The organism is Kitasatospora sp. LaBMicrA B282 (assembly GCF_050325825.1).
GTDB lineage: Bacteria > Actinomycetota > Actinomycetes > Streptomycetales > Streptomycetaceae > Kitasatospora.
The window spans coordinates 1-17,403 of the sequence record NZ_JBNQTI010000056.1 but is presented as its reverse complement, the minus strand read 5'-3'; the positions used below and the strand labels follow the sequence as shown (position 1 = coordinate 17,403).

At 72.6% G+C, this 17,403-nt stretch carries 17 protein-coding genes; 11 read left to right on the top strand and 6 right to left on the bottom strand.

Annotated features, from left to right (window positions below):
- Nucleotides 1-30: 30 nt before the first annotated feature.
- The gene (locus tag ACQRUO_RS17745) at nucleotides 31-1,179 is read right to left on the bottom strand and encodes an SGNH/GDSL hydrolase family protein (protein WP_428316910.1); all 1,149 of its coding nucleotides are present in this window, start codon (nucleotides 1,177-1,179) and stop codon (nucleotides 31-33) included.
- A gap of 206 nt (nucleotides 1,180-1,385) precedes the next feature.
- Here ACQRUO_RS17745 and ACQRUO_RS17740 point away from each other — a divergent pair, with 206 nt between their 5' ends.
- The 4 genes from ACQRUO_RS17740 to ACQRUO_RS17725 all read left to right on the top strand — a co-directional run bounded on the left by ACQRUO_RS17740 (nucleotide 1,386) and on the right by ACQRUO_RS17725 (nucleotide 6,112).
- Nucleotides 1,386-2,786 (top strand): cystathionine beta-synthase, encoded by a 1,401-nt coding sequence (locus ACQRUO_RS17740; RefSeq protein ID WP_428316909.1) that lies wholly within the window; start codon nucleotides 1,386-1,388, stop codon nucleotides 2,784-2,786.
- Nucleotides 2,787-3,341: 555 nt separating this feature from the next.
- Nucleotides 3,342-3,662: a hypothetical protein gene (locus ACQRUO_RS17735; RefSeq protein ID WP_428316908.1), complete on the top strand. Its 321-nt coding sequence runs from the start codon at nucleotides 3,342-3,344 to the stop codon at nucleotides 3,660-3,662.
- A 272-nt stretch (nucleotides 3,663-3,934) separates the two neighbouring features.
- Complete coding sequence (locus ACQRUO_RS17730) at nucleotides 3,935-5,101, top strand: L,D-transpeptidase (RefSeq protein WP_428316933.1); 1,167 nt, start codon at nucleotides 3,935-3,937, stop codon at nucleotides 5,099-5,101.
- A 69-nt stretch (nucleotides 5,102-5,170) separates the two neighbouring features.
- Nucleotides 5,171-6,112 carry a MerR family transcriptional regulator gene (locus ACQRUO_RS17725; protein ID WP_428316907.1) on the top strand — a complete coding sequence of 314 codons (942 nt, stop codon included), beginning with the start codon at nucleotides 5,171-5,173 and terminating at the stop codon, nucleotides 6,110-6,112.
- A gap of 47 nt (nucleotides 6,113-6,159) precedes the next feature.
- Here the strand turns inward: ACQRUO_RS17725 and ACQRUO_RS17720 are convergent, their stop codons facing one another.
- Entirely contained in the window at nucleotides 6,160-6,777 is a 618-nt protein-coding gene (locus ACQRUO_RS17720) for a tetratricopeptide repeat protein (protein WP_428316906.1), read from the bottom strand.
- On the bottom strand, nucleotides 6,774-7,439 hold the full coding sequence (msrA, locus tag ACQRUO_RS17715) for a peptide-methionine (S)-S-oxide reductase MsrA (protein ID WP_428316905.1): 666 nt from the start codon (nucleotides 7,437-7,439) through the stop codon (nucleotides 6,774-6,776). Before msrA ends, ACQRUO_RS17720 begins: the two co-directional genes overlap by 4 nt.
- A 69-nt stretch (nucleotides 7,440-7,508) precedes the next feature.
- On the opposite strand from msrA, the gene ACQRUO_RS17710 reads away from it, so the two are divergent.
- From ACQRUO_RS17710 to ACQRUO_RS17695, 4 genes are all read left to right on the top strand, one after another.
- Nucleotides 7,509-8,663 (top strand): cystathionine gamma-synthase, encoded by a 1,155-nt coding sequence (locus tag ACQRUO_RS17710; protein ID WP_428316904.1) that lies wholly within the window; start codon nucleotides 7,509-7,511, stop codon nucleotides 8,661-8,663.
- A gap of 49 nt (nucleotides 8,664-8,712) precedes the next feature.
- On the top strand, nucleotides 8,713-9,924 hold the full coding sequence (ilvA, locus tag ACQRUO_RS17705; RefSeq protein WP_428316903.1) for a threonine ammonia-lyase: 1,212 nt from the start codon (nucleotides 8,713-8,715) through the stop codon (nucleotides 9,922-9,924).
- 112 nt (nucleotides 9,925-10,036) lie between these two features.
- A complete protein-coding gene (locus ACQRUO_RS17700; protein ID WP_428316902.1) occupies nucleotides 10,037-11,005 on the top strand; it encodes an ATP-binding cassette domain-containing protein in 969 nt (322 codons plus the stop codon).
- Nucleotide 11,006: 1 nt separating this feature from the next.
- Nucleotides 11,007-11,870, top strand: coding sequence for an ABC transporter permease (locus ACQRUO_RS17695; protein ID WP_428316901.1), 864 nt, complete (start codon nucleotides 11,007-11,009; stop codon nucleotides 11,868-11,870).
- Between the two features lie 90 nt (nucleotides 11,871-11,960).
- Here the strand turns inward: ACQRUO_RS17695 and greA are convergent, their stop codons facing one another.
- Together greA and ACQRUO_RS17685 are read right to left on the bottom strand one after the other, a co-directional pair.
- Nucleotides 11,961-12,464 carry a transcription elongation factor GreA gene (gene greA / locus ACQRUO_RS17690; RefSeq protein ID WP_428316900.1) on the bottom strand — a complete coding sequence of 168 codons (504 nt, stop codon included), beginning with the start codon at nucleotides 12,462-12,464 and terminating at the stop codon, nucleotides 11,961-11,963.
- A gap of 251 nt (nucleotides 12,465-12,715) precedes the next feature.
- Nucleotides 12,716-13,132, bottom strand: a complete 417-nt coding sequence (locus ACQRUO_RS17685; protein WP_428316899.1) for a DUF4307 domain-containing protein — start codon at nucleotides 13,130-13,132, stop codon at nucleotides 12,716-12,718.
- A 138-nt stretch (nucleotides 13,133-13,270) separates the two neighbouring features.
- Between ACQRUO_RS17685 and mca the strand changes: the two genes are divergently transcribed.
- Together mca and ACQRUO_RS17675 are read left to right on the top strand one after the other, a co-directional pair.
- On the top strand, nucleotides 13,271-14,167 hold the full coding sequence (gene mca, locus ACQRUO_RS17680) for a mycothiol conjugate amidase Mca (protein ID WP_428316898.1): 897 nt from the start codon (nucleotides 13,271-13,273) through the stop codon (nucleotides 14,165-14,167).
- A 116-nt stretch (nucleotides 14,168-14,283) separates the two neighbouring features.
- Entirely contained in the window at nucleotides 14,284-14,472 is a 189-nt protein-coding gene (locus ACQRUO_RS17675; RefSeq protein WP_428316897.1) for a hypothetical protein, read from the top strand.
- A gap of 39 nt (nucleotides 14,473-14,511) precedes the next feature.
- Here ACQRUO_RS17675 and ACQRUO_RS17670 read toward each other — a convergent pair whose 3' ends face one another.
- Complete coding sequence (locus tag ACQRUO_RS17670; RefSeq protein ID WP_428316896.1) at nucleotides 14,512-15,237, bottom strand: SDR family oxidoreductase; 726 nt, start codon at nucleotides 15,235-15,237, stop codon at nucleotides 14,512-14,514.
- A gap of 286 nt (nucleotides 15,238-15,523) precedes the next feature.
- On the opposite strand from ACQRUO_RS17670, the gene ACQRUO_RS17665 reads away from it, so the two are divergent.
- Nucleotides 15,524-17,236, top strand: a complete 1,713-nt coding sequence (locus ACQRUO_RS17665; RefSeq protein ID WP_428316932.1) for an LCP family protein — start codon at nucleotides 15,524-15,526, stop codon at nucleotides 17,234-17,236.
- Nucleotides 17,237-17,403: the final 167 nt, after the last annotated feature.

Below are 17,403 nucleotides of genomic sequence, written 5' to 3'. Positions count from 1 at the left end.
TCCGAACGGCTACGGGGAGGAAAGTTACTCTCAAGTAGCGCGCACGTCATCCGTGCTCGGCTGTGAGTTGGCCGACTCCGCGGCCAGGGCGGTGCCGGTGGCGGTCGTGGCGGCGGTGCCGGCGGTTCCGGCGGTGCCGGCACTCGGGCCGGTCGTCGGATCCGCGGCGCTCGGGGCCACGCCCTCGGCGCCCGGCAGGCCGAGCCGCAGCCGGTGCTTGACCAGGGCCCAGCGCCGCCCGCCCGCGCCGACCGCGCCGGCCGCCACCTCGGTGCCGGACTGCCCGGCCGCGGTCGCGGCGGCCACCGCCATCGGCAGCACCGCCTCGCGGCGGGCCGGCGGCTCCGCCTCGGCCTGCGGCCACAGGTCCAGCGCCGCGCAGAGCGAGGGCAGCACCGCCATCGCGGCGGTGGCGTAGCCCTGGGCGGAGGGGTGGAAGCGGTCGGAGGCGAACATCTCCGGGCGGGCGGCGAACTCGGGACCCAGCAGCGAGCCGAGCGAGACGGTCCGCCCGCCGGACTCCACCACCGCGATGGTCTGGGCCGCGGCCAGCTGCCGGCTGACCCGCCGGACCAGCCAGCGCAGCGGCGGCCGCACCGGCTTGATGGTCCCCAGATCCGGGCAGGTGGCGACCACCACCTCGCAGCCCAGCGTGCTCAGGTCCCGCACCGCCTCGCCGAGGTGCCGCACGGCCTGCGCGGCCGGGGTGCGCCGGGTGACGTCGTTGGCGCCGATGATGATCACCGCGACCTGCGGCCGGGCCACCGAGGCGAGCCGCACCTGCCGTCCCAGGTCATCCGACCGGGCACCGGAGACGGCGACGTTGACCAGCCGCACCGGCCGCTCGGCGACCGCCGCGAGCCCGGTGGCGAGCAGCGCCCCCGGGGTCTCCCGGCTGCGCCGCACCCCGAGGCCGACCGCGGTGGAGTCGCCCAGCAGGGCCAGCACCACCGGCTCCTGCTCGGTGCAGCCGGGGTCGGCGAAGTCGGTGCCGTAGACGCCGTCCGCCTTCGGCGGGTCGCCCTCCAGCAGGCCGATCGCCCGCACCGCCAGCCGGCTCTCGGTGATCACCAGCCCGGCCAGTCCGGCACCCAGCAGCCCGAGACCGCCCCCGCCGTACGCCGCCGCGGTGGCGATCCTCCTGGCGACCCGCGCCCTCGACTGCTGGACCCCTGGCATTGCCGACCCCCTTCGTCTCCGTCCGGTCGCCGTGGGTGTGGCGCCGGTCTCCCGCCGGGCTGCTGCGCTCCCTCTCTACAGCGCGCGCGCCCACCGCCTCCATACCCGAACGCACCTGAGCGCTACCGGAGGGCATCGGCCATCCGGAGCCATAGGCTTGACCCACCGAAGAGCAACGGCCAAGGCCACAGACCGGGAGGACCCCCGTGCGGTACCACAATTCGATCATCGAGCTGGTCGGCAACACCCCGCTGGTGAAGCTCACCAAGGTCACCGAGGGCATCTCCGCGACCGTGCTGGCGAAGGTCGAGTACTTCAACCCCGGTGGCTCGGTCAAGGACCGCATCGCGATGCGGATGATCGAGGCGGCCGAGGCGTCCGGTGCCCTCAAGCCCGGCGGCACCATCGTCGAGCCGACCAGCGGCAACACGGGGGTGGGCCTGGCGATCGTGGCCCAGCAGAAGGGCTACAAGTGCATCTTCGTCTGCCCGGACAAGGTGTCCACTGACAAGATCAACACGCTCCGGGCCTACGGCGCCGAGGTCGTGGTCTGCCCGACCGCCGTCGCCCCCGAGCACCCGGACTCCTACTACAACGTCTCCGACCGCCTGGTCCGCGAGACCCCCAACGCCTGGAAGCCGGACCAGTACTCCAACCCGGAGAACCCGGCCTCGCACTACCACTCCACCGGTCCGGAGCTGTGGGAGCAGACCGAGGGGAAGATCACCCACTTCGTCGCGGGCGTCGGCACCGGCGGCACCATCTCGGGCACCGGCCGTTACCTGAAGGACGCCTCCGAGGGTCGGGTGCAGGTGGTCGGCGCCGACCCGGAGGGTTCGGTCTACTCCGGCGGCACCGGGCGCCCGTACCTGGTCGAGGGCGTCGGCGAGGACTTCTGGCCCACCGCCTACGACCGCACCGTGGCGGACGAGATCGTCGCGGTCTCGGACAAGGACTCCTTCCAGATGACCCGCCGCCTGGCCAAGGAGGAGGGCCTGCTGGTCGGCGGCTCCTGCGGGATGGCCGTGGTGGCGGCGCTGGAGGTGGCCCGTCGGCTCGGGCCGGACGACGTCGTGGTGGTGCTGCTGCCGGACGGCGGCCGCGGCTACCTGTCGAAGATCTTCAACGACGACTGGATGGCCGACTACGGCTTCCTGCCCACCGCCGAGGACGAGGCCACCATCGGCGAGGTGCTGGCCCGCAAGGAGGCCGTGCGGACCCAGGGCATCCCGCAGTTCGTGCACATGCACCCGGGCGAGACGGTCGGCGAGGCGGTGCAGGTGCTGCACGACTTCGGCGTCTCGCAGATGCCGGTGGTCTCCCCGGGCGCCGGCCACCCGGACATCATGGCCGGCGAGGTGATCGGCTCGGTGGCCGAGCGCGACCTGCTGGCGGCGCTGTTCAGCGGCGGCGCGCAGCTGACCGACCGGCTGGAGCAGCACATGTCGCGGCCGCTGCCGGTGGTCGGCTCGGGCGAGTCGGTGACCGGTCTGATGGGCGTGCTGGAGGCGAACGACGCCGCGGTGGTGCTGGTGGACGGCAAGCCGCAGGGCATCGTGACCCGGCAGGACCTGCTCGCCTTCATGGCGGGCCGGGCCGCGCACTGACCCGTCGTCAACTCGTCCGGGCGGCTCCGGTTTACCTGATGGTTCGTTTTCCGACCACCTGGTACACCGGCGTCATACGGGCGCAGCACCCGGTTAACACGAGTCCGGCACTGTAGTGAGCACGGCAAGACGCCGAGCGTGACGGCGGCGGACGGGAGCGGCTCCCCGTCCGGCGCGGTCGCAGGCGCCCCGCACCGGCCTGACCCGGTGCGCGGCGCCCGCCGCTCGGCCTCCGGTGCCGTGCTTCTCCTTCCTGGCCCGTCCGCGGGCCCGGAGGGGTCCCACGTGGGAGCCGTCGTCGTCCCGCCCCTGCCGCCCGTCGTCCGGTGGGCACGCAGGGTGTGACGGCCCCCACGGCACCTCGCGCCCTCGTCGGCGCGGCTCCGCGGCTCCCGGGTGGGGGAGTCGGTCGGGGCACCGTGGGGCCGGCCCCGGTCTTCGGGGCCGGCCCCCGCTCCGTCCGCGCGGATCCCGGCCCGGTCCCCGCACCGCCCCGCGCTCCGTTCGCACCGGCTCCATTGGGCCGGCGGGCTGCTCCTCGCCTACGCTCGCCCCATGACCAGCACCGAGGAAACCCCCCGCTACGTCCGGCTCAGCATCGAGCTGATCGCCGAGATCACCGACGAGGCGGCGCTCAAGGCCGCCGCGCTCTCCCAGGTCGAGGACGACGAGTACCTGGACGACGAGGAGCGGGCCCAGTCCGTCGAGGCGATCGAGCTGGACCCCAGCGGTTCGCTCGCCCACTTCATCGACCCGGTCGCCCTGCTCGGCGACGTGCCCGGGATCGAACTGACCCAGGCCACCTGGGAGTCCGCGCAGACCGAGTACGACCCCGACGGCGACAGCCTGGAGTACGGGGACGAGGACGCCGAGTAGTTCCCTCCCGCTCCCGCTCCGCACCGTTCCGACGTACCGTCCACCGCTTGCCGGTTGGGCGGTATGTCCATTTTTGGCGCGATCTTTCGTCATCTCATACGATCTGATCCTCTTCGGGGGAACCGCTTGGCCCTGGAATGAGTCATTACATCCGATTTGGCCATCAGGGTAGGGAGACGAACGTGGCGGCACGGGAAGAGCGGGAGCGGGCGGCAACTCCCGGGGCCTGGAGCCGGCGCGGGGTGCTCGCCGGTCTGCTCGGCGCCCCGGTCATGCTGCTCGCGGCCTGCAACGGCGGCGGCAACGCCCGTACCGGGGGCGGCGGGAGCGGTCCGGCCGGCGGCGCGAGCCCGTCCCCGAAGACCTCGGCGGCGCGGATCACCGTCTCGCCCGCCGACGGCACCGCGAACGCCCCCTTCACCAGCCCGGTGACCGTCACCGTCACCGGCGGCACCCTCGGCACGGTGACCGTCACCGACGCGAGCGGGCAGCGAATAGCCGGGCAGCTCGCCCCCGACGGGCGCAGCTGGACCAGCACCGCGCCGCTGAGCAGCGGCACCCGCTACACCGTGGCGGCCGGCGCGGCCGACGGCGAGAAGCTCGCCGTCGCCGCCGACACCTCCTTCGCCACCGCCACCCCCGCCACCACCTTCGTCGGTCGCTTCACCCCGGAGGACGGCAGCACGGTCGGGGTCGGCATGCCGGTCTCGATCACCTTCAACAAGCCGATCACCGACCGCAAGGCGGTCGAGCGGGCGATCTCGGTGGTCGCGGACCCGGGCGTCGAGGTGGTCGGCCACTGGTTCTCCGCCACCCGGCTCGACTTCCGCCCGCAGCAGTACTGGGCGAAGGGCACCAAGGTGACCCTCAAGCTGCGGCTCAAGGACGTCGAGGGCGCCAAGGGGGTCTTCGGCACCCAGTCCAAGGACGTCTCCTTCACCGTCGGCCGGGCCCAGACCTCGGTCGCCGACCTGGCGGCCGGCACCCTCACGGTGACCACCGACGGCCGGGTCGGCGCGGTGTACAAGGTGATCGGCGGCTCCCCGCAACACCGCACCTGGGCCGGGAAGATGGTCATCTCGGAGCGCTTCGACCAGACCAAGATGGACTCCGCCACGGTCGGCCTGGGCGACGAGTACAACATCCCCGACGTCCCGCACGCCCAGCGGCTGACCACCTCCGGCACCTTCATCCACGGCAACTACTGGTCGCCCGCCTCCGCCTACGGCCACGCCAACACGAGCCACGGCTGCATCGCGCTGCGCGACGTCAAGGGCGCCGGCGACCCGGGCACCGACGGCGCGAAGTTCTACGCCTCCTCGATGGCCGGCGACGTGGTCGAGGTGGTCAACTCCGGCGACCGCACGGTGGACCCGGCCAACGGCCTGGGCGCCTGGAACCTCTCCTGGGCCGACTGGAAGGCCGGCAGCGCACTCTGACGGTTCCTGCTCCTGCGGACGGTTCCTACCCTTGAGTCTCCAGTGACGGGAGACCCCAAGGTGGTGGCCATGGACGACGACACCCTGCGCACGATCGGGGAACTGGCCGGGCTGACCGGACTTCCGGTCAAGACCATCCGGTTCTGGTCCGACACGGGCGTGGTGCCGCCGACCGCCCGAACCCCCGCCGGCTACCGGCTCTACGGCGCCGAGGCGCTGGCCCGGCTCGACCTGGTGCGGACGCTGCGCGACCTCGGCGTCGACCTCGCCACCGTCCAGCGGCTGCTGGACCGCGAGGTCACCGTCGCCGAGGTCGCCGAGGCCCACGCCGAGGCGCTGGACGTGCAGATCAGGACCCTGCGGCTGCGCCGGTCGGTGCTGCGTGCGGTGGCCCGGCGGGGGGCCACACCCGAGGAGATGGAACTGATGCACAAGCTCGCCAAGCTCACCGACGGCGAACGCCGCCGCCTGATCAACGACTTCATCGACGAGGCCTTCGGCGACCTGGACGCCTCGCCGGAGTTCGTGGCCATGATGCGGGCCGCGATGCCGGAGCTGCCCGAGGACCCGACCGGCGAGCAGACCGAGGCCTGGGTGGAGCTGGCCGAACTGGTCCAGGACCCGGACTTCCGCGCCGCCGTCCGCCGGACCGCCGAGTACCAGGCCCGCGACCAGGCCGCCGGCACCCCCGTGGACCCGGCGGCCAACCAGGCCCTGGTCGACCTGGTCCGCTCCCGCGCCGGCGCCGCCCTGGCCACCGGCATCACCCCGGACGCCGCGCAGGCGGTCCCGGTGGTGGCCGAGTTGGCCGGTGCCTTCGCGAAGACCTTCGCCCGCACCGACGACCCGGAGTTCCGCCGCTGGCTGCTGGACCGCATGGAGCACGGCAGCGACCCGCGCTACGAGCGCTACTGGCAGCTGCTCGGCACCATCAACGGCTGGCCGCCGAAGCCCGCCCTGGTCCCGGTCTTCACCTGGTTCACCGCGGCGCTGCGCGCCCAGGCGGGCTGACCGGACCGGGCCTGCCCAGTGCATCGCCTGCCCAGTGCGCCGCCCGCTCAGTGCATCCGCTCGGCCGTCGCCGCGCGGGCGCGCAGGGCGCTGGCCTCCGCGTGGGCGCCCTGGGCCTCGAGGATCCGGGCGCGGTACTCCATGGCGTGGCCGTCGCCCAGTTCCTCGGCGCGGCGGAAGGCGGCCACGGCGCGGTCCAGCCGGCCGTGGTCGTGCAGGGCCACGCCCAGGGCGGTGATCGGGAAGGCCTCGTCCTGGGCGAGGATCGGCGGCACCCAGCGGTCGACGCCCGCCGGATCCTCGCGCTCCAGCGCCTGCTTGACCAGGCCGAGCATGGCGTCGGGGTCGCCGGCGACGGCCGCGCGCTCCCAGACCACCTGGGCCAGGTTGGTGTCGCCGGCCTGCGAGTGCAGCAGCCCGAGGTTGTACCCGGCGCCGACGTTGCCGGCCTGCCAGGCCGTGTTGAGCCAGTGCAGGGCGCGCTGCCGGTCGCCCGCCGCCAGCATCGCGACCCCGAGGTTCGCCATCGCGACCACGTCGCCCCGGGCGGCGTCGGCCTCGAAGGCGGCCAGCGCCGCGGGGGTGGGGGTCGTCCCCAGCGCGAACCTGGTCGAGACGATCTCCGGTTCCCGGCGGCGCCGACGGAACCAGCGGAACACGCTCACTCCCCCGTCCTGGCCACGCCGATCGGGCAGCTGGCGCCGGTGCCGCCGAGGCCGCAGTAGCCGTTCGGGTTCTTGGCGTCGGAGAGGTACTGCTGGTGGTAGGGCTCGGCCGGGTAGAAGGGGCCGGCGGGGGCGATCTCGGTGGTGATCGGGCCGTGGCCGAGGGCGGTGAGGGCGGGTTGGAAGGCGTCCCGGGTGGCGGTGGCGGCGGCCAGCTGGGCGGGGGAGTGGGTGTAGAGCGCCGAGCGGTACTGGGTGCCGACGTCGTTGCCCTGGCGGAAGCCCTGGGTCGGGTCGTGGGCCTCCCAGAAGGTCTTCAGGAGGGTCTCGTAGGAGACGAGCCGCGGGTCGAAGACGACGCGCACCGCCTCGGTGTGGCCGGTCAGGCCGCTGCACACCTCCTCGTAGCTCGGGTTGGGGGTGTGGCCGCCCTGGTAGCCGGCCAGGGTGGTCCAGACGCCGGGCAGGCGCCAGAAGGTCCGCTCGGCGCCCCAGAAGCAGCCGAGGCCCAAGTCGGCGACCTCGAGACCGGCCGGGTAGGGCCCGAGCAGCGGGTGGCCGAGCACGGTGTGCGGCTCGGTCAGGGTGAAGGCGGGCGCCGGGCGGCCGGGCAGGGCCGAGTCGGCGGTGACGAGCGCGGTCTCGCGGCGGTTGAACAGCATGCCCGGTCAACGCGCGGCGGTCTCCGCGGATTCCTCCCCGCCCCGGCCGCGGGCACTACGCTCGTCGCCATGACCGATCATCAGCACCCTCAGGGCTTCGAGACCCTTGCCATCCACGCGGGTCAGGAAGCGGACCCCCAGACCGGGGCGGTCGTCCCTCCGATCTACCAGGTCTCCACCTACAAGCAGGACGGCGTCGGCGGCCTGCGCGGCGGCTACGAGTACAGCCGCTCGGCGAACCCGACCCGCACGGCGCTGGAGGAGTGCCTGGCGGCACTGGAGGGCGGGCAGCGCGGGCTGGCCTTCGCCAGCGGCCTCGCTGCCGAGGACACCCTGCTGCGCACGATCCTGGCGCCCGGCGACCACATCGTGATCCCGAACGACGCCTACGGCGGCACCTACCGCCTGTTCAACAAGGTGCTGACCCGCTGGGGCGTGGAGTTCTCGGTCGCCGACACCCAGCACCCCGAGAAGGTGCGCGAGGCGCTGCGGCCGAACACCAAGGCGGTCTGGGTGGAGACCCCGAGCAACCCGCTGCTCGGCATCACCGACATCGCCGCCGTCGCGCAGCTCGCGCACCAGGCGGGCGCGCTGCTGGTGGTCGACAACACCTTCGCCAGCCCGTACCTGCAGCAGCCGTTGGCGCTGGGTGCCGACGTGGTGGTGCACTCCACCACCAAGTACATGGGCGGTCACTCGGACGTGGTCGGCGGCGCGCTGGTCGCGGCCGACGCGGGCCTGGGCGAGGAGCTGGCCTACCACCAGAACGCGATGGGCGCGGTCTCCGGTCCCTTCGACGCCTGGCTGGTGCTGCGCGGGATCAAGACGCTGGCCGTGCGGATGGACCGGCACTGCGCCAACGCCGAGCAGATCGTCGCGCTGCTGGCCCGGCACCCCAAGGTCACCAAGATCCACTACCCGGGTCTGGCGAGCCACCCCAACCACGAGGTGGCGGCCAAGCAGATGAAGGCCTTCGGCGGCATGGTCTCCTTCCAGGTGGCCGGCGGCGAGGAGGCGGCGGTCGAGGTCTGCAACCGGACCAAGGTCTTCACCCTCGGCGAGTCGCTGGGCGGCGTGGAGTCGCTGATCGAGCACCCGGGCCGGATGACCCACGCCTCGGCGGCCGGCTCGCCGCTGGAGGTCCCGGCGGACCTGGTGCGGGTCTCGGTCGGCATCGAGAACGCCGACGACCTGGTCGCCGACCTGGCCCAGGCCCTGGGCTGACGAGGCGATCACCGCGTGGGGCGCCCACCGGCGCCCTACGCTGGGCCGCATGGAGAGCTGGCCGATCACCCTGGACGACGTGCGCGGTGCGCACAAGATGCTCGCCGGCGTGGCCCGGGTGACCCCGATGGAGAGCAGTCGCCACCTCTCCGCCCTGCTCGGCGCCCCGGTCCACCTCAAGTGCGAGAACCTGCAGCGCACCGGCTCGTTCAAGCTGCGCGGCGCCTACGTGCGGATCGCCGGGCTCTCCCCGGTGCAGCGGGCCGGCGGGGTGGTGGCGGCCAGCGCCGGCAACCACGCCCAGGGCGTGGCGCTGGCCGCCACCATGCTGGGCGTGCCCGCCACCGTCTTCATGCCGCGCGGCGCCCCGCTGCCCAAGGTGGCGGCCACCCGGGACTACGGCGCCGAGGTGAAGCTGCACGGCGCCACGGTGGACGAGGCGCTGGAGGCCGCGCAGCGGTTCGCCGAGCTGACCGGGGCGGTCTTCATCCACCCGTTCGACCACGTGGACATCGTCACCGGTCAGGCCACCGTGGGGCTGGAGATCCTGGAGCAGTGCCCGGAGGTGCGCACCGTCCTGGTCGGGGTGGGCGGCGGCGGGCTGATCGCCGGGATCGCGGTGGCGGTCAAGCTGCTCCGCCCGGACGTGCGGGTGATCGGGGTGCAGGCGGCGGGCGCGGCCGCCTACCCGCCCTCGCTGGCCGCCGGGCGCCCGGTGACCCTGCCCTCCTTCCACACCATGGCCGACGGGATCATGGTCGGGCGGCCCGGCGACCTCCCGTTCGAGCTGGTCAACACGCTGGCCGACGGCGTCCGCACGGTCAGCGAGGAGTCGCTCTCCCGGGCCCTGCTGCTCGGCCTGGAGCGGCTCAAGATGGTGGTCGAGCCGGCCGGGGCCAGCCCGATCGCGGCCCTGCTGGAGCACCCCGAGGCGTTCGAGGGCCCGGTGGTGGCGGTGCTCTCCGGCGGCAACATCGACCCCCAGCTGATGCAGCGGGTGCTGCGGCACGGGCTGGCCGCGGCCGGCCGCTACCTGTCGCTGCGGGTGCGGCTCAGCGACCGCCCCGGCGCGCTGGCCGGCCTGCTCGGGGTGCTGACCAGGGTGGATGCCAACGTGCTGGACATCGCGCACGTGCGCACCGACCCGGCGCTCGGCCTGACCGAGGTGGAGGTGGACCTGCACCTGGAGACCAAGGGGCCGGAGCACTGCCAGGCGGTGGTGGGGGAGCTGGGGGCGGCGGGGTACGTCGTCGGGCGGTGAACCCGGCGCGGCGAACCCGGGCCGTTGTGCGCTATTCCGGTGGCCCGGCGGGCCGGAGCGGGGAACAGTGGACCTGTACCGCGCCTTGCCACCGACGAGATGGGACAGGCCCATGCCGCCAGCCATCCAAGCAGAGCAACTGGTCAAGACCTTCGGCGACGTACGCGCCCTGGACGGGGTGAGCCTGGACGTCCCGGAGGGGACGGTGCTGGGCCTGCTCGGGCCCAACGGCGCCGGCAAGACCACCACGGTCAAGGTGCTGACCACCCTGCTGCGCCCGGACTCCGGGCGCGCCACGGTGGCCGGGGTGGACGTGCTCAGACATCCGAACCAGGTCCGCAGCCTGATCGGCCTGTCCGGCCAGTACGCGGCGGTCGACGAGTACCTGACCGGCCGGGAGAACCTGCAGATGGTCGGCGAGCTCTACCAGATGAGCGCGCGCGAGGCCAAGGCCAGGGCCCGCGAGCTGCTGGACTGGTTCAACCTGGGCGAGGCCGCCGACCGGACCGCCAAGACCTACTCCGGCGGCATGCGCCGCCGCCTCGACCTGGCCGCCGCGCTGGTGGTCCGCCCGCCGGTGATGTTCCTGGACGAGCCGACCACCGGGCTCGACCCGCGCAACCGGCTGGCCCTGTGGGAGGTCATCGAGGGCCTGGTCGACCAGGGCACCACGCTGCTGCTCACCACCCAGTACCTGGAGGAGGCCGACCGACTGGCGCACGACATCGCGGTGGTCGACCACGGCAAGGTGATCGCCCGCGGCACCGCCGACCAGCTCAAGGCGCAGATCGGCGGCGAGCGGGTGGAGGTGGTGGTGCACGACGCCGAGCAGATCGCCACCGCCGTGGAGGCGTTGAAGAGCTACGCGGTCGGCGACCCGAGCGTGGAGCGCAACACCCGGCGGATCACCATGCCGGTCACCGGCGGCGCCAAGGTGCTCGCCGACGTGATCCGCGAACTGGACTCCCGGGAGATCGAGATCGACGACATCGGGCTGCGCCGGCCGACCCTGGACGACGTCTTCCTGTCGCTCACCGGGCACGCCACCGCGGCCGAGGGCGAGACGGGCGAGGAGGCCTGAGATGACCGCATCCAGCGTGACCGAGCACGCCATCGGCGCCGCGATCCCGCGGCAGCGGCACGGCCTGGCCGCCATGGCGCACGACTCCTGGGTGGTGGCCCGGCGCAACCTGCGCCGGATGCTGCGGATCCCGGAGATCGTGGTCTTCGGACTGATGCAGCCGGTGATGTTCGTGCTGCTCTTCTCCTACGTGATGGGCGGTGCCATCAAGATCCCGATGGCCGGCTCGAGTTCCTCGATCTACATCCAGTTCCTGATGGCCGGCATCTTCGCCCAGACCGTCACCTTCGCGGTGGCGGGCGCCTCGGCCGGCATCGCGGAGGACATGACCAAGGGCCTGGTGGACCGGTTCCGCTCGCTGCCGATGACCCGCTCGGCGGTGCTGGTCGGGCGTACCCTGGCCGACCTGTGCCAGACCGCGTTCACCCTGGTGGTGCTGGCCCTGGTGGCGCTGGCGGTCGGCTGGCGGATCCACCACAACGTGCTGAAGGCGGTGGCGGCGTTCGCGCTGCTCCTGCTGCTCGGCTACGCCTTCTCCTGGATCGGGGCGCTGATCGGGCTGTCGGTGCGCAGCCCGGAGGCGGCCACCTCGGCCGGGCTGATCTGGCTCTTCCCGCTGACCTTCATCTCCAACGCCTTCGTGCCGATCAGCAGCATGCCGGGCTGGCTGCAGGCGGTGGCCTACTGGAACCCGTTCAGCTCGACCGTGCAGGCCTGCCGCAACCTCTTCGGCAACCAGGTGGGGCCGGTGGACCAGGCCTGGCCGATGCAGCACGCGGCGCTGGTGTCGGTCTGTTCCTCGCTGGTGGTGATGGCGGTCTTCTCCTGGCTGTCGGTGCGCAAGTACCGGTCGGCGGTCCAGTAGGCGGGGTCCGCTCCGCGGTCCAACAGGCAGGAAAAGCCGAGCGCCCCGGACCGGTTTCGGTTCGGGGCGCTTCGGCGGGTGCCGCCGGGGTCAGCCGGTGAAGGGCTTGACCTCGAGGATCTTGACGCTCGCCTTGCGGCCGTTGGGCAGCTCGTACTGGGCCTCGTCGCCGATCTGCTTGCCGTCGATGGCGCGGCCGAGCGGGGACTGCGGGGAGTAGACGTCCAGGTCGTCGTCGTCACTGGCGACCTCGCGCGAGCCGAGCAGGAACTTCATGGTGTCGTCCGGGTCGTCGGAGAACGCGACGGTGACCACCATGCCGGGCGCGACCACGCCGGAGTCCGCGGGGGCCTCGCCGACCTTGGCGCGCTCCAGCAACTGGGTGAGCTGGCGGATCCGCAGCTCCATCTTGCCCTGCTCCTCGCGGGCAGCGTGGTAGCCGGCGTTCTCCTTGAGGTCCCCTTCTTCGCGCGCGGCCTCGATCTTCTGCGTGATCTCGCTGCGCATGGGGCCGGTCAGCGTGGCCAGCTCGTCCTTGAGCTTGTCGTAGCCGGACTGAGTGAGCCAGGTCACGTTCTCGCTGGTCTGGGTCACGGGTGCTCCTCGTCGGTGCTGGGAGGTGCTGAGGGTTGGAATCAGCAGGGTGGTACGGATAGGTGCTCTCTACAAAGCAACGCCCACGTCCGAGCCGTCCGGCACGGAAGGGGCGAAACCACGAGCCTAACAATGTCCGGCCCGTGGTGGGAGTGCCGTCGCGGCGCGTTAACGCTCCGTTTGCGGTCCGGTCCGTACAGGAATGCCCGGTGACCGCGCTCGTCAAGCCCGTGCGGGGTCCCCGCGGCGGGCTACTTCGAGGGGGTGCAGCCCATCAGCTCGGCGGTGGTGCCGCGGGCCGTGGTCCTGATCGTGATGTTCTGCACGAAGCTGGTGCCCTGCTTGGGGACCGGGACGTCGAGCTGGCCGACCACCGAACCGTCGGCGGCCTGCGAGCGGATGGTGCAGGTGCCGCCGGTGCCGGAGTCCTTGAGCACCGACAGCTCGGCCTGCACCTGGGAGTCGGAGACGATGCTGAAGGTCGGCACCGCGCCGTTGAGCTTGCTCGCGGTCTCGATGTACGAGCCGCCGAGCCAGGCCACCAGGCCCACCACCAGCACGGCCAGCACCACGCCGACCAGCTTGAGCGTGCGGTCCGCCTGCTGGTCGCTGCGCCGGCCGTAGCGGCCCTGCGGCGCCGGTCCGGGCGTGCTGCTGGTGGCGGTCATGGTGGTTCAGTCCCTTCCGGAGGAGGCCGGCTGCTGCGTCGCAGCCCCGGGCGTCGAGCGCGGGAATGTGCGGGCCTTCCAGTCCGTCACTATAGGGGGACGATGCTGAGCCCGGACATTCCCGGAAGGAACCAGGCGTTGACTGAGCAGTTGCGGCTTATGGCGGTGCACGCGCACCCGGACGACGAGTCCAGCAAGGGTGCGGCCACCATGGCCATGTACGTCGCCCAGGGCGTTGAGGTGCTGGTGGCCACCTGCACCGGCGGGGAGCGCGGCTCCGTGCTCAACCCCAAGCTCCAGGGCGACCCCTATGTCGAGGAGAACATCCACGAGGTCCGCCGCAAGGAGATGGACGCCGCCCGCGAGATCCTCGGGGTGGAGCAGGCCTGGCTGGGCTTCGTCGACTCGGGCCTGCCCGAGGGCGACCCGCTGCCCCCGCTGCCGGAGGGCTGCTTCGCGCTGCAGGACGAGAAGGCGGCCGCCGAGCCGCTGGTGCGCCTGATCCGCGAGTTCAAGCCGCAGGTGATCACCACCTACGACGAGAACGGCGGTTATCCGCACCCCGACCACATCATGACCCACAAGATCACCATGCTGGCCTTCGAGGCCGCCGGGGACCCGGACGCCTACCCCGAGGCGGGCGAGCCCTGGCAGCCGCTGAAGCTGTACTACAACCACGGCTTCCCGATGGCCCGGATCCGTGCGCTGCACGCCTACCTGACCGAGAACGGCCAGGACTCGCCCTACGGCGAGTGGATCGAGGGCTGGGAGAAGAGCGGCCGCAAGGAGCGCGAGATCACCACCCGGGTGCAGTGCGTCGACTGGTTCGAGACCCGGGACCGGGCGCTGATCGCGCACGCTACCCAGATCGACCCGGACGGCCCGTGGTTCCGGGTGCCGCTCGCGGTGCAGCGCGACGTCTGGCCGACCGAGGACTACGAGCTGGCCCGCTCGCTGGTCGACACCGACCTGCCGGAGGACGACCTGTTCGCCGGCCTGCGCGCGGCCAGCCTGGCGGGTGACGCCGTCAAGTAGCGGCGCACGGTCGCGCGGAGCGGAGGCCGCGCCGACTCACCTGGTGGGGCGGTCCGTTGGCGACACGCCCCACCCCGGTGTCGGCTGCGGAGCGATCCCGGGTCACCATGGGAGCCATGAATACCCCCGCGATCCTCGCAGCCGCCTCCGATTCGGGCTTCGACCCGAACTCGGTCACCCCCGGGCTGCTCGGTTTCCTCGTCTTCTGCGGCCTCGGTGTGGCCACCTGGTTCCTGGTGAAGTCGATGAACGGCCAGTTCAAGCGGATCGACTTCGCCGAGGAGCCCGAGCAGCCCAAGGAGTAGTCCCGCAGCGGGGCCGCTCCGCGGGCCGCCCGCGCGCCGCTACCGGGCCGCGGTGGCCAGCCACTCCTCGAAGGTCTGCCGGCCGCGCGGCCCCGGCCCGGTGGGCAGCAGCGCGCCGTCCACCAGCTGCCGCCCCGCCCTGCCGGGCAGCCGCACCGGCAGCACCAGGCAGTGCCGCCCGCGGGCCCGGGCCAGTCGCCGCACCGCGTCCGGCATCCGCACCTCGCCCGGCCCGGCCAGCTCCGGCGCCATGCCCTGCGGCCCCTGGTCGACGAAGTCCGCCAGAGCCGCCGCCACCTCGCGCACCGCGACCGGTCGGCTGAGCATGCTGGGCGCCACGACCACCGGCCCGGCGGTCAGGAACCGCTCGGTGAACTCGTGGAACTGGGTGGCCCGGAGCACCGTCCACGGCACGGCGGAGGCCCGGATCAGCTCCTCCTGGCGGAGCTTGCCGGCGTAGTAGCCGTAGTCGACCCGGTCGATCCCGACGATCGAGAGCGCGATGTGGTGCCGCACCCCGGCCCGTTCCCCGGCGGCCAGCAGCTGCCGGCTCGCGGTCCCGAAGAAGGCCAGGGCCGCCGAGCGCCGGGTGGTCTTCCGGTCCGTGACGTCGATCACGGCCGCAACTTCGGTCAGTGCCCGCTCGAGTCCCTCGCCGCTGATCACGTCGACCCCCGCGGAGCGGGCCAGGACCACCGGTTCGTGCCCGGCCGCGCTCAGTGCGGCGACCACGTGCCGCCCGGTCTGCCCGGTTCCGCCTGCCACTGCCACCCGCATCGCCCGTCACTCCCGTCCTGTGTTGCCGAACCCCGTTCTCCAGCAGACAGCGCCGGCCCGGCGGATGTGACATCCGGATGTGACCTCCGGCACCGGGCCGGGCTGCCGAGCGGGTGCCGGCCGACCGGCCGGTAGCCTGACTCACTCGGGCTGTTCCTCCCCGGTTCGGCTTCCAAGGGTGGACGGCTATGCTGCGCGCCGGGAACCGTGCTACGACACGCCGGCGTCCCGATAGGCACGATCAAGTACGAACGAAGGCGGCGACGTGAGCGAGATGCAGCTGGACGGCACCAGCCCCGGACCGCGCCGCCGTGCGCGCGGGGCCGAGTCGACAGCGTCGGCGGGCGGCGGCCGGGCAGCGGCACGCAAGGGCAAGAAGAAGCCCAAGCGCAAGGGCCTGCGGATCCTGGCCTACACCACCGCCGGCCTGGTGCTGGTGGCCGCGGGCGGCGCCGGGTACGTCTACGAGATGCTCAACGGCAACATCAAGCACTCGGCGCTGTTCGCCGGCACCTCCGGCGACGCCGGGCACGAGAAGCCGGACGCCTTCGGCCGCACCCCGATCAACATCATGGTGATCGGCTCCGACACCCGCGACAACGCCGCCGACTGCGCGATCGGTGGCGACTGCGGCCCCGGTGCCAACGCCGACGTGGAGATGGTGCTGCACGTCTCGGCCGACCGCAGCAACGCCACGGTGATGAGCATCCCGCGTGACACCGTCACCGACCTGCCGGGCTGCAACGACGCCCAGAACCACACCACCATGAAGCCGCACCGGGACCTGATCAACAGCACCCTGGACTACGGCCCGGGCTGCACGGTGGCCGCCGTGCACCAGCTGACCGGCATACCCATCGACCACTTCATGATGGTCGACTTCACCGGCGTGGTGCAGATGTCGGACGCGGTCGGCGGTGTGCCGGTCTGCGTTGACAACAACGTCTACGACCCCTACTCGCACCTGAAGCTGAAGAAGGGCAACCACACCCTGCAGGGCATGTCCGCGCTGCAGTTCGTGCGGACCCGGCACGGCTTCGGCGACGGCAGCGACCTGGGCCGCACGGTGGCCCAGCACATGTTCCTCAGCTCGATGGTCCGCCAGCTGAAGAGCGCGGGCACCCTCACCAACCCGGCGGCGGTGCTCTCGCTGGCCAACGCCGCCACCAAGGCGCTGACCGTCGACGACGGCCTGAGCGGCATCACCAACCTGGTGGGCCTGGCGGACGACCTCAACAAGGTCCCGGCCAACCGCATCACCATGACCACGATGCAGAACGACCCGGACCCGTCCAACAACGCCCGGGTGCTGGTCGCCCCCGCCGCGAAGAACCTGTTCGGCGCGATCATCAACGACGTCTCGCTGACCGCCGGTGACGGCTCCAAGTCCTCGGCGGCCGCCCAGGCCACCACCACGGCCGACCCCAACGCCACCACGGCGGCGCCGGCGCCGGCCGCCTCCCCGGCCGCCCCGGCCGCGGGCGGGGCGCCGAAGTCCGAGATCGCGGTGCACGTGAAGAACGGCAGCGGGATCAGCGGGCGGGCCGGTGAGGTGGCCGACGCGCTGAAGGCGGCCGGCTACAGCTCCGGCACCGCTGCCACCAACGCCACCGGCACCGACGACACCAGCGAGGTCACCTACACCGCGGGCCGCCAGGCCGACGCCCAGGAGGTGGCTGCCTCGGTCGGCCTGCCCGCCTCGGCGGTCAAGCCCGGCACCGGCCCGGGCATCACCCTGGTGATCGGCAAGGACTGGCCGAGCGGCGCCACCTTCGGTGGCGGCTCCGGCGGCGCCGGTGGCGCCAGCCAGGCCCCGGCGCCGGTCAACACCCAGGCCGCGCTCAACAACGCCTCGGTGCAGACCGCCGACGACAGCACCAAGTGCGCCCAGGTCTCCACCCAGGACACCGTGGCGATCAACGGCGTCGGGATGAGCCCGATCAAGGCCTACGACAAGAGCCCCGGGGTGCCCGACTCCGCCAACTGACCGACGTGGTCGGCTCCGTCGCGCCGACGCCCCCGTGACCCACCCTTGGGTTCTAACGGTCGTTGCAACACCCCAGCTCAAGGGGTGCGATGGACTTCGAGATCCGCAAGGACCGGAAGGCACAGGGAGCGAGGCAGCTGACGCGTGAGCGGGAGGCATACTTCCAG

Coding starts and splice junctions, on each gene's coding strand:
- ACQRUO_RS17735 (WP_428316908.1), top strand. CDS start 3,342: ATGACCAGCACCGAGGAAACCCCCCGCTACGTCCGGCTCAGCATCGAG.
- ACQRUO_RS17725 (WP_428316907.1), top strand. CDS start 5,171: ATGGACGACGACACCCTGCGCACGATCGGGGAACTGGCCGGGCTGACC.
- msrA (WP_428316905.1), bottom strand. CDS start 7,439: ATGCTGTTCAACCGCCGCGAGACCGCGCTCGTCACCGCCGACTCGGCC.
- ilvA (WP_428316903.1), top strand. CDS start 8,713: ATGGAGAGCTGGCCGATCACCCTGGACGACGTGCGCGGTGCGCACAAG.
- ACQRUO_RS17675 (WP_428316897.1), top strand. CDS start 14,284: ATGAATACCCCCGCGATCCTCGCAGCCGCCTCCGATTCGGGCTTCGAC.
- ACQRUO_RS17710 (WP_428316904.1), top strand. CDS start 7,509: ATGACCGATCATCAGCACCCTCAGGGCTTCGAGACCCTTGCCATCCAC.
- ACQRUO_RS17745 (WP_428316910.1), bottom strand. CDS start 1,179: ATGCCAGGGGTCCAGCAGTCGAGGGCGCGGGTCGCCAGGAGGATCGCC.
- ACQRUO_RS17730 (WP_428316933.1), top strand. CDS start 3,935: ATGCTGCTCGCGGCCTGCAACGGCGGCGGCAACGCCCGTACCGGGGGC.
- ACQRUO_RS17695 (WP_428316901.1), top strand. CDS start 11,007: ATGACCGCATCCAGCGTGACCGAGCACGCCATCGGCGCCGCGATCCCG.
- ACQRUO_RS17665 (WP_428316932.1), top strand. CDS start 15,524: ATGCAGCTGGACGGCACCAGCCCCGGACCGCGCCGCCGTGCGCGCGGG.
- ACQRUO_RS17685 (WP_428316899.1), bottom strand. CDS start 13,132: ATGACCGCCACCAGCAGCACGCCCGGACCGGCGCCGCAGGGCCGCTAC.
- ACQRUO_RS17700 (WP_428316902.1), top strand. CDS start 10,037: ATGCCGCCAGCCATCCAAGCAGAGCAACTGGTCAAGACCTTCGGCGAC.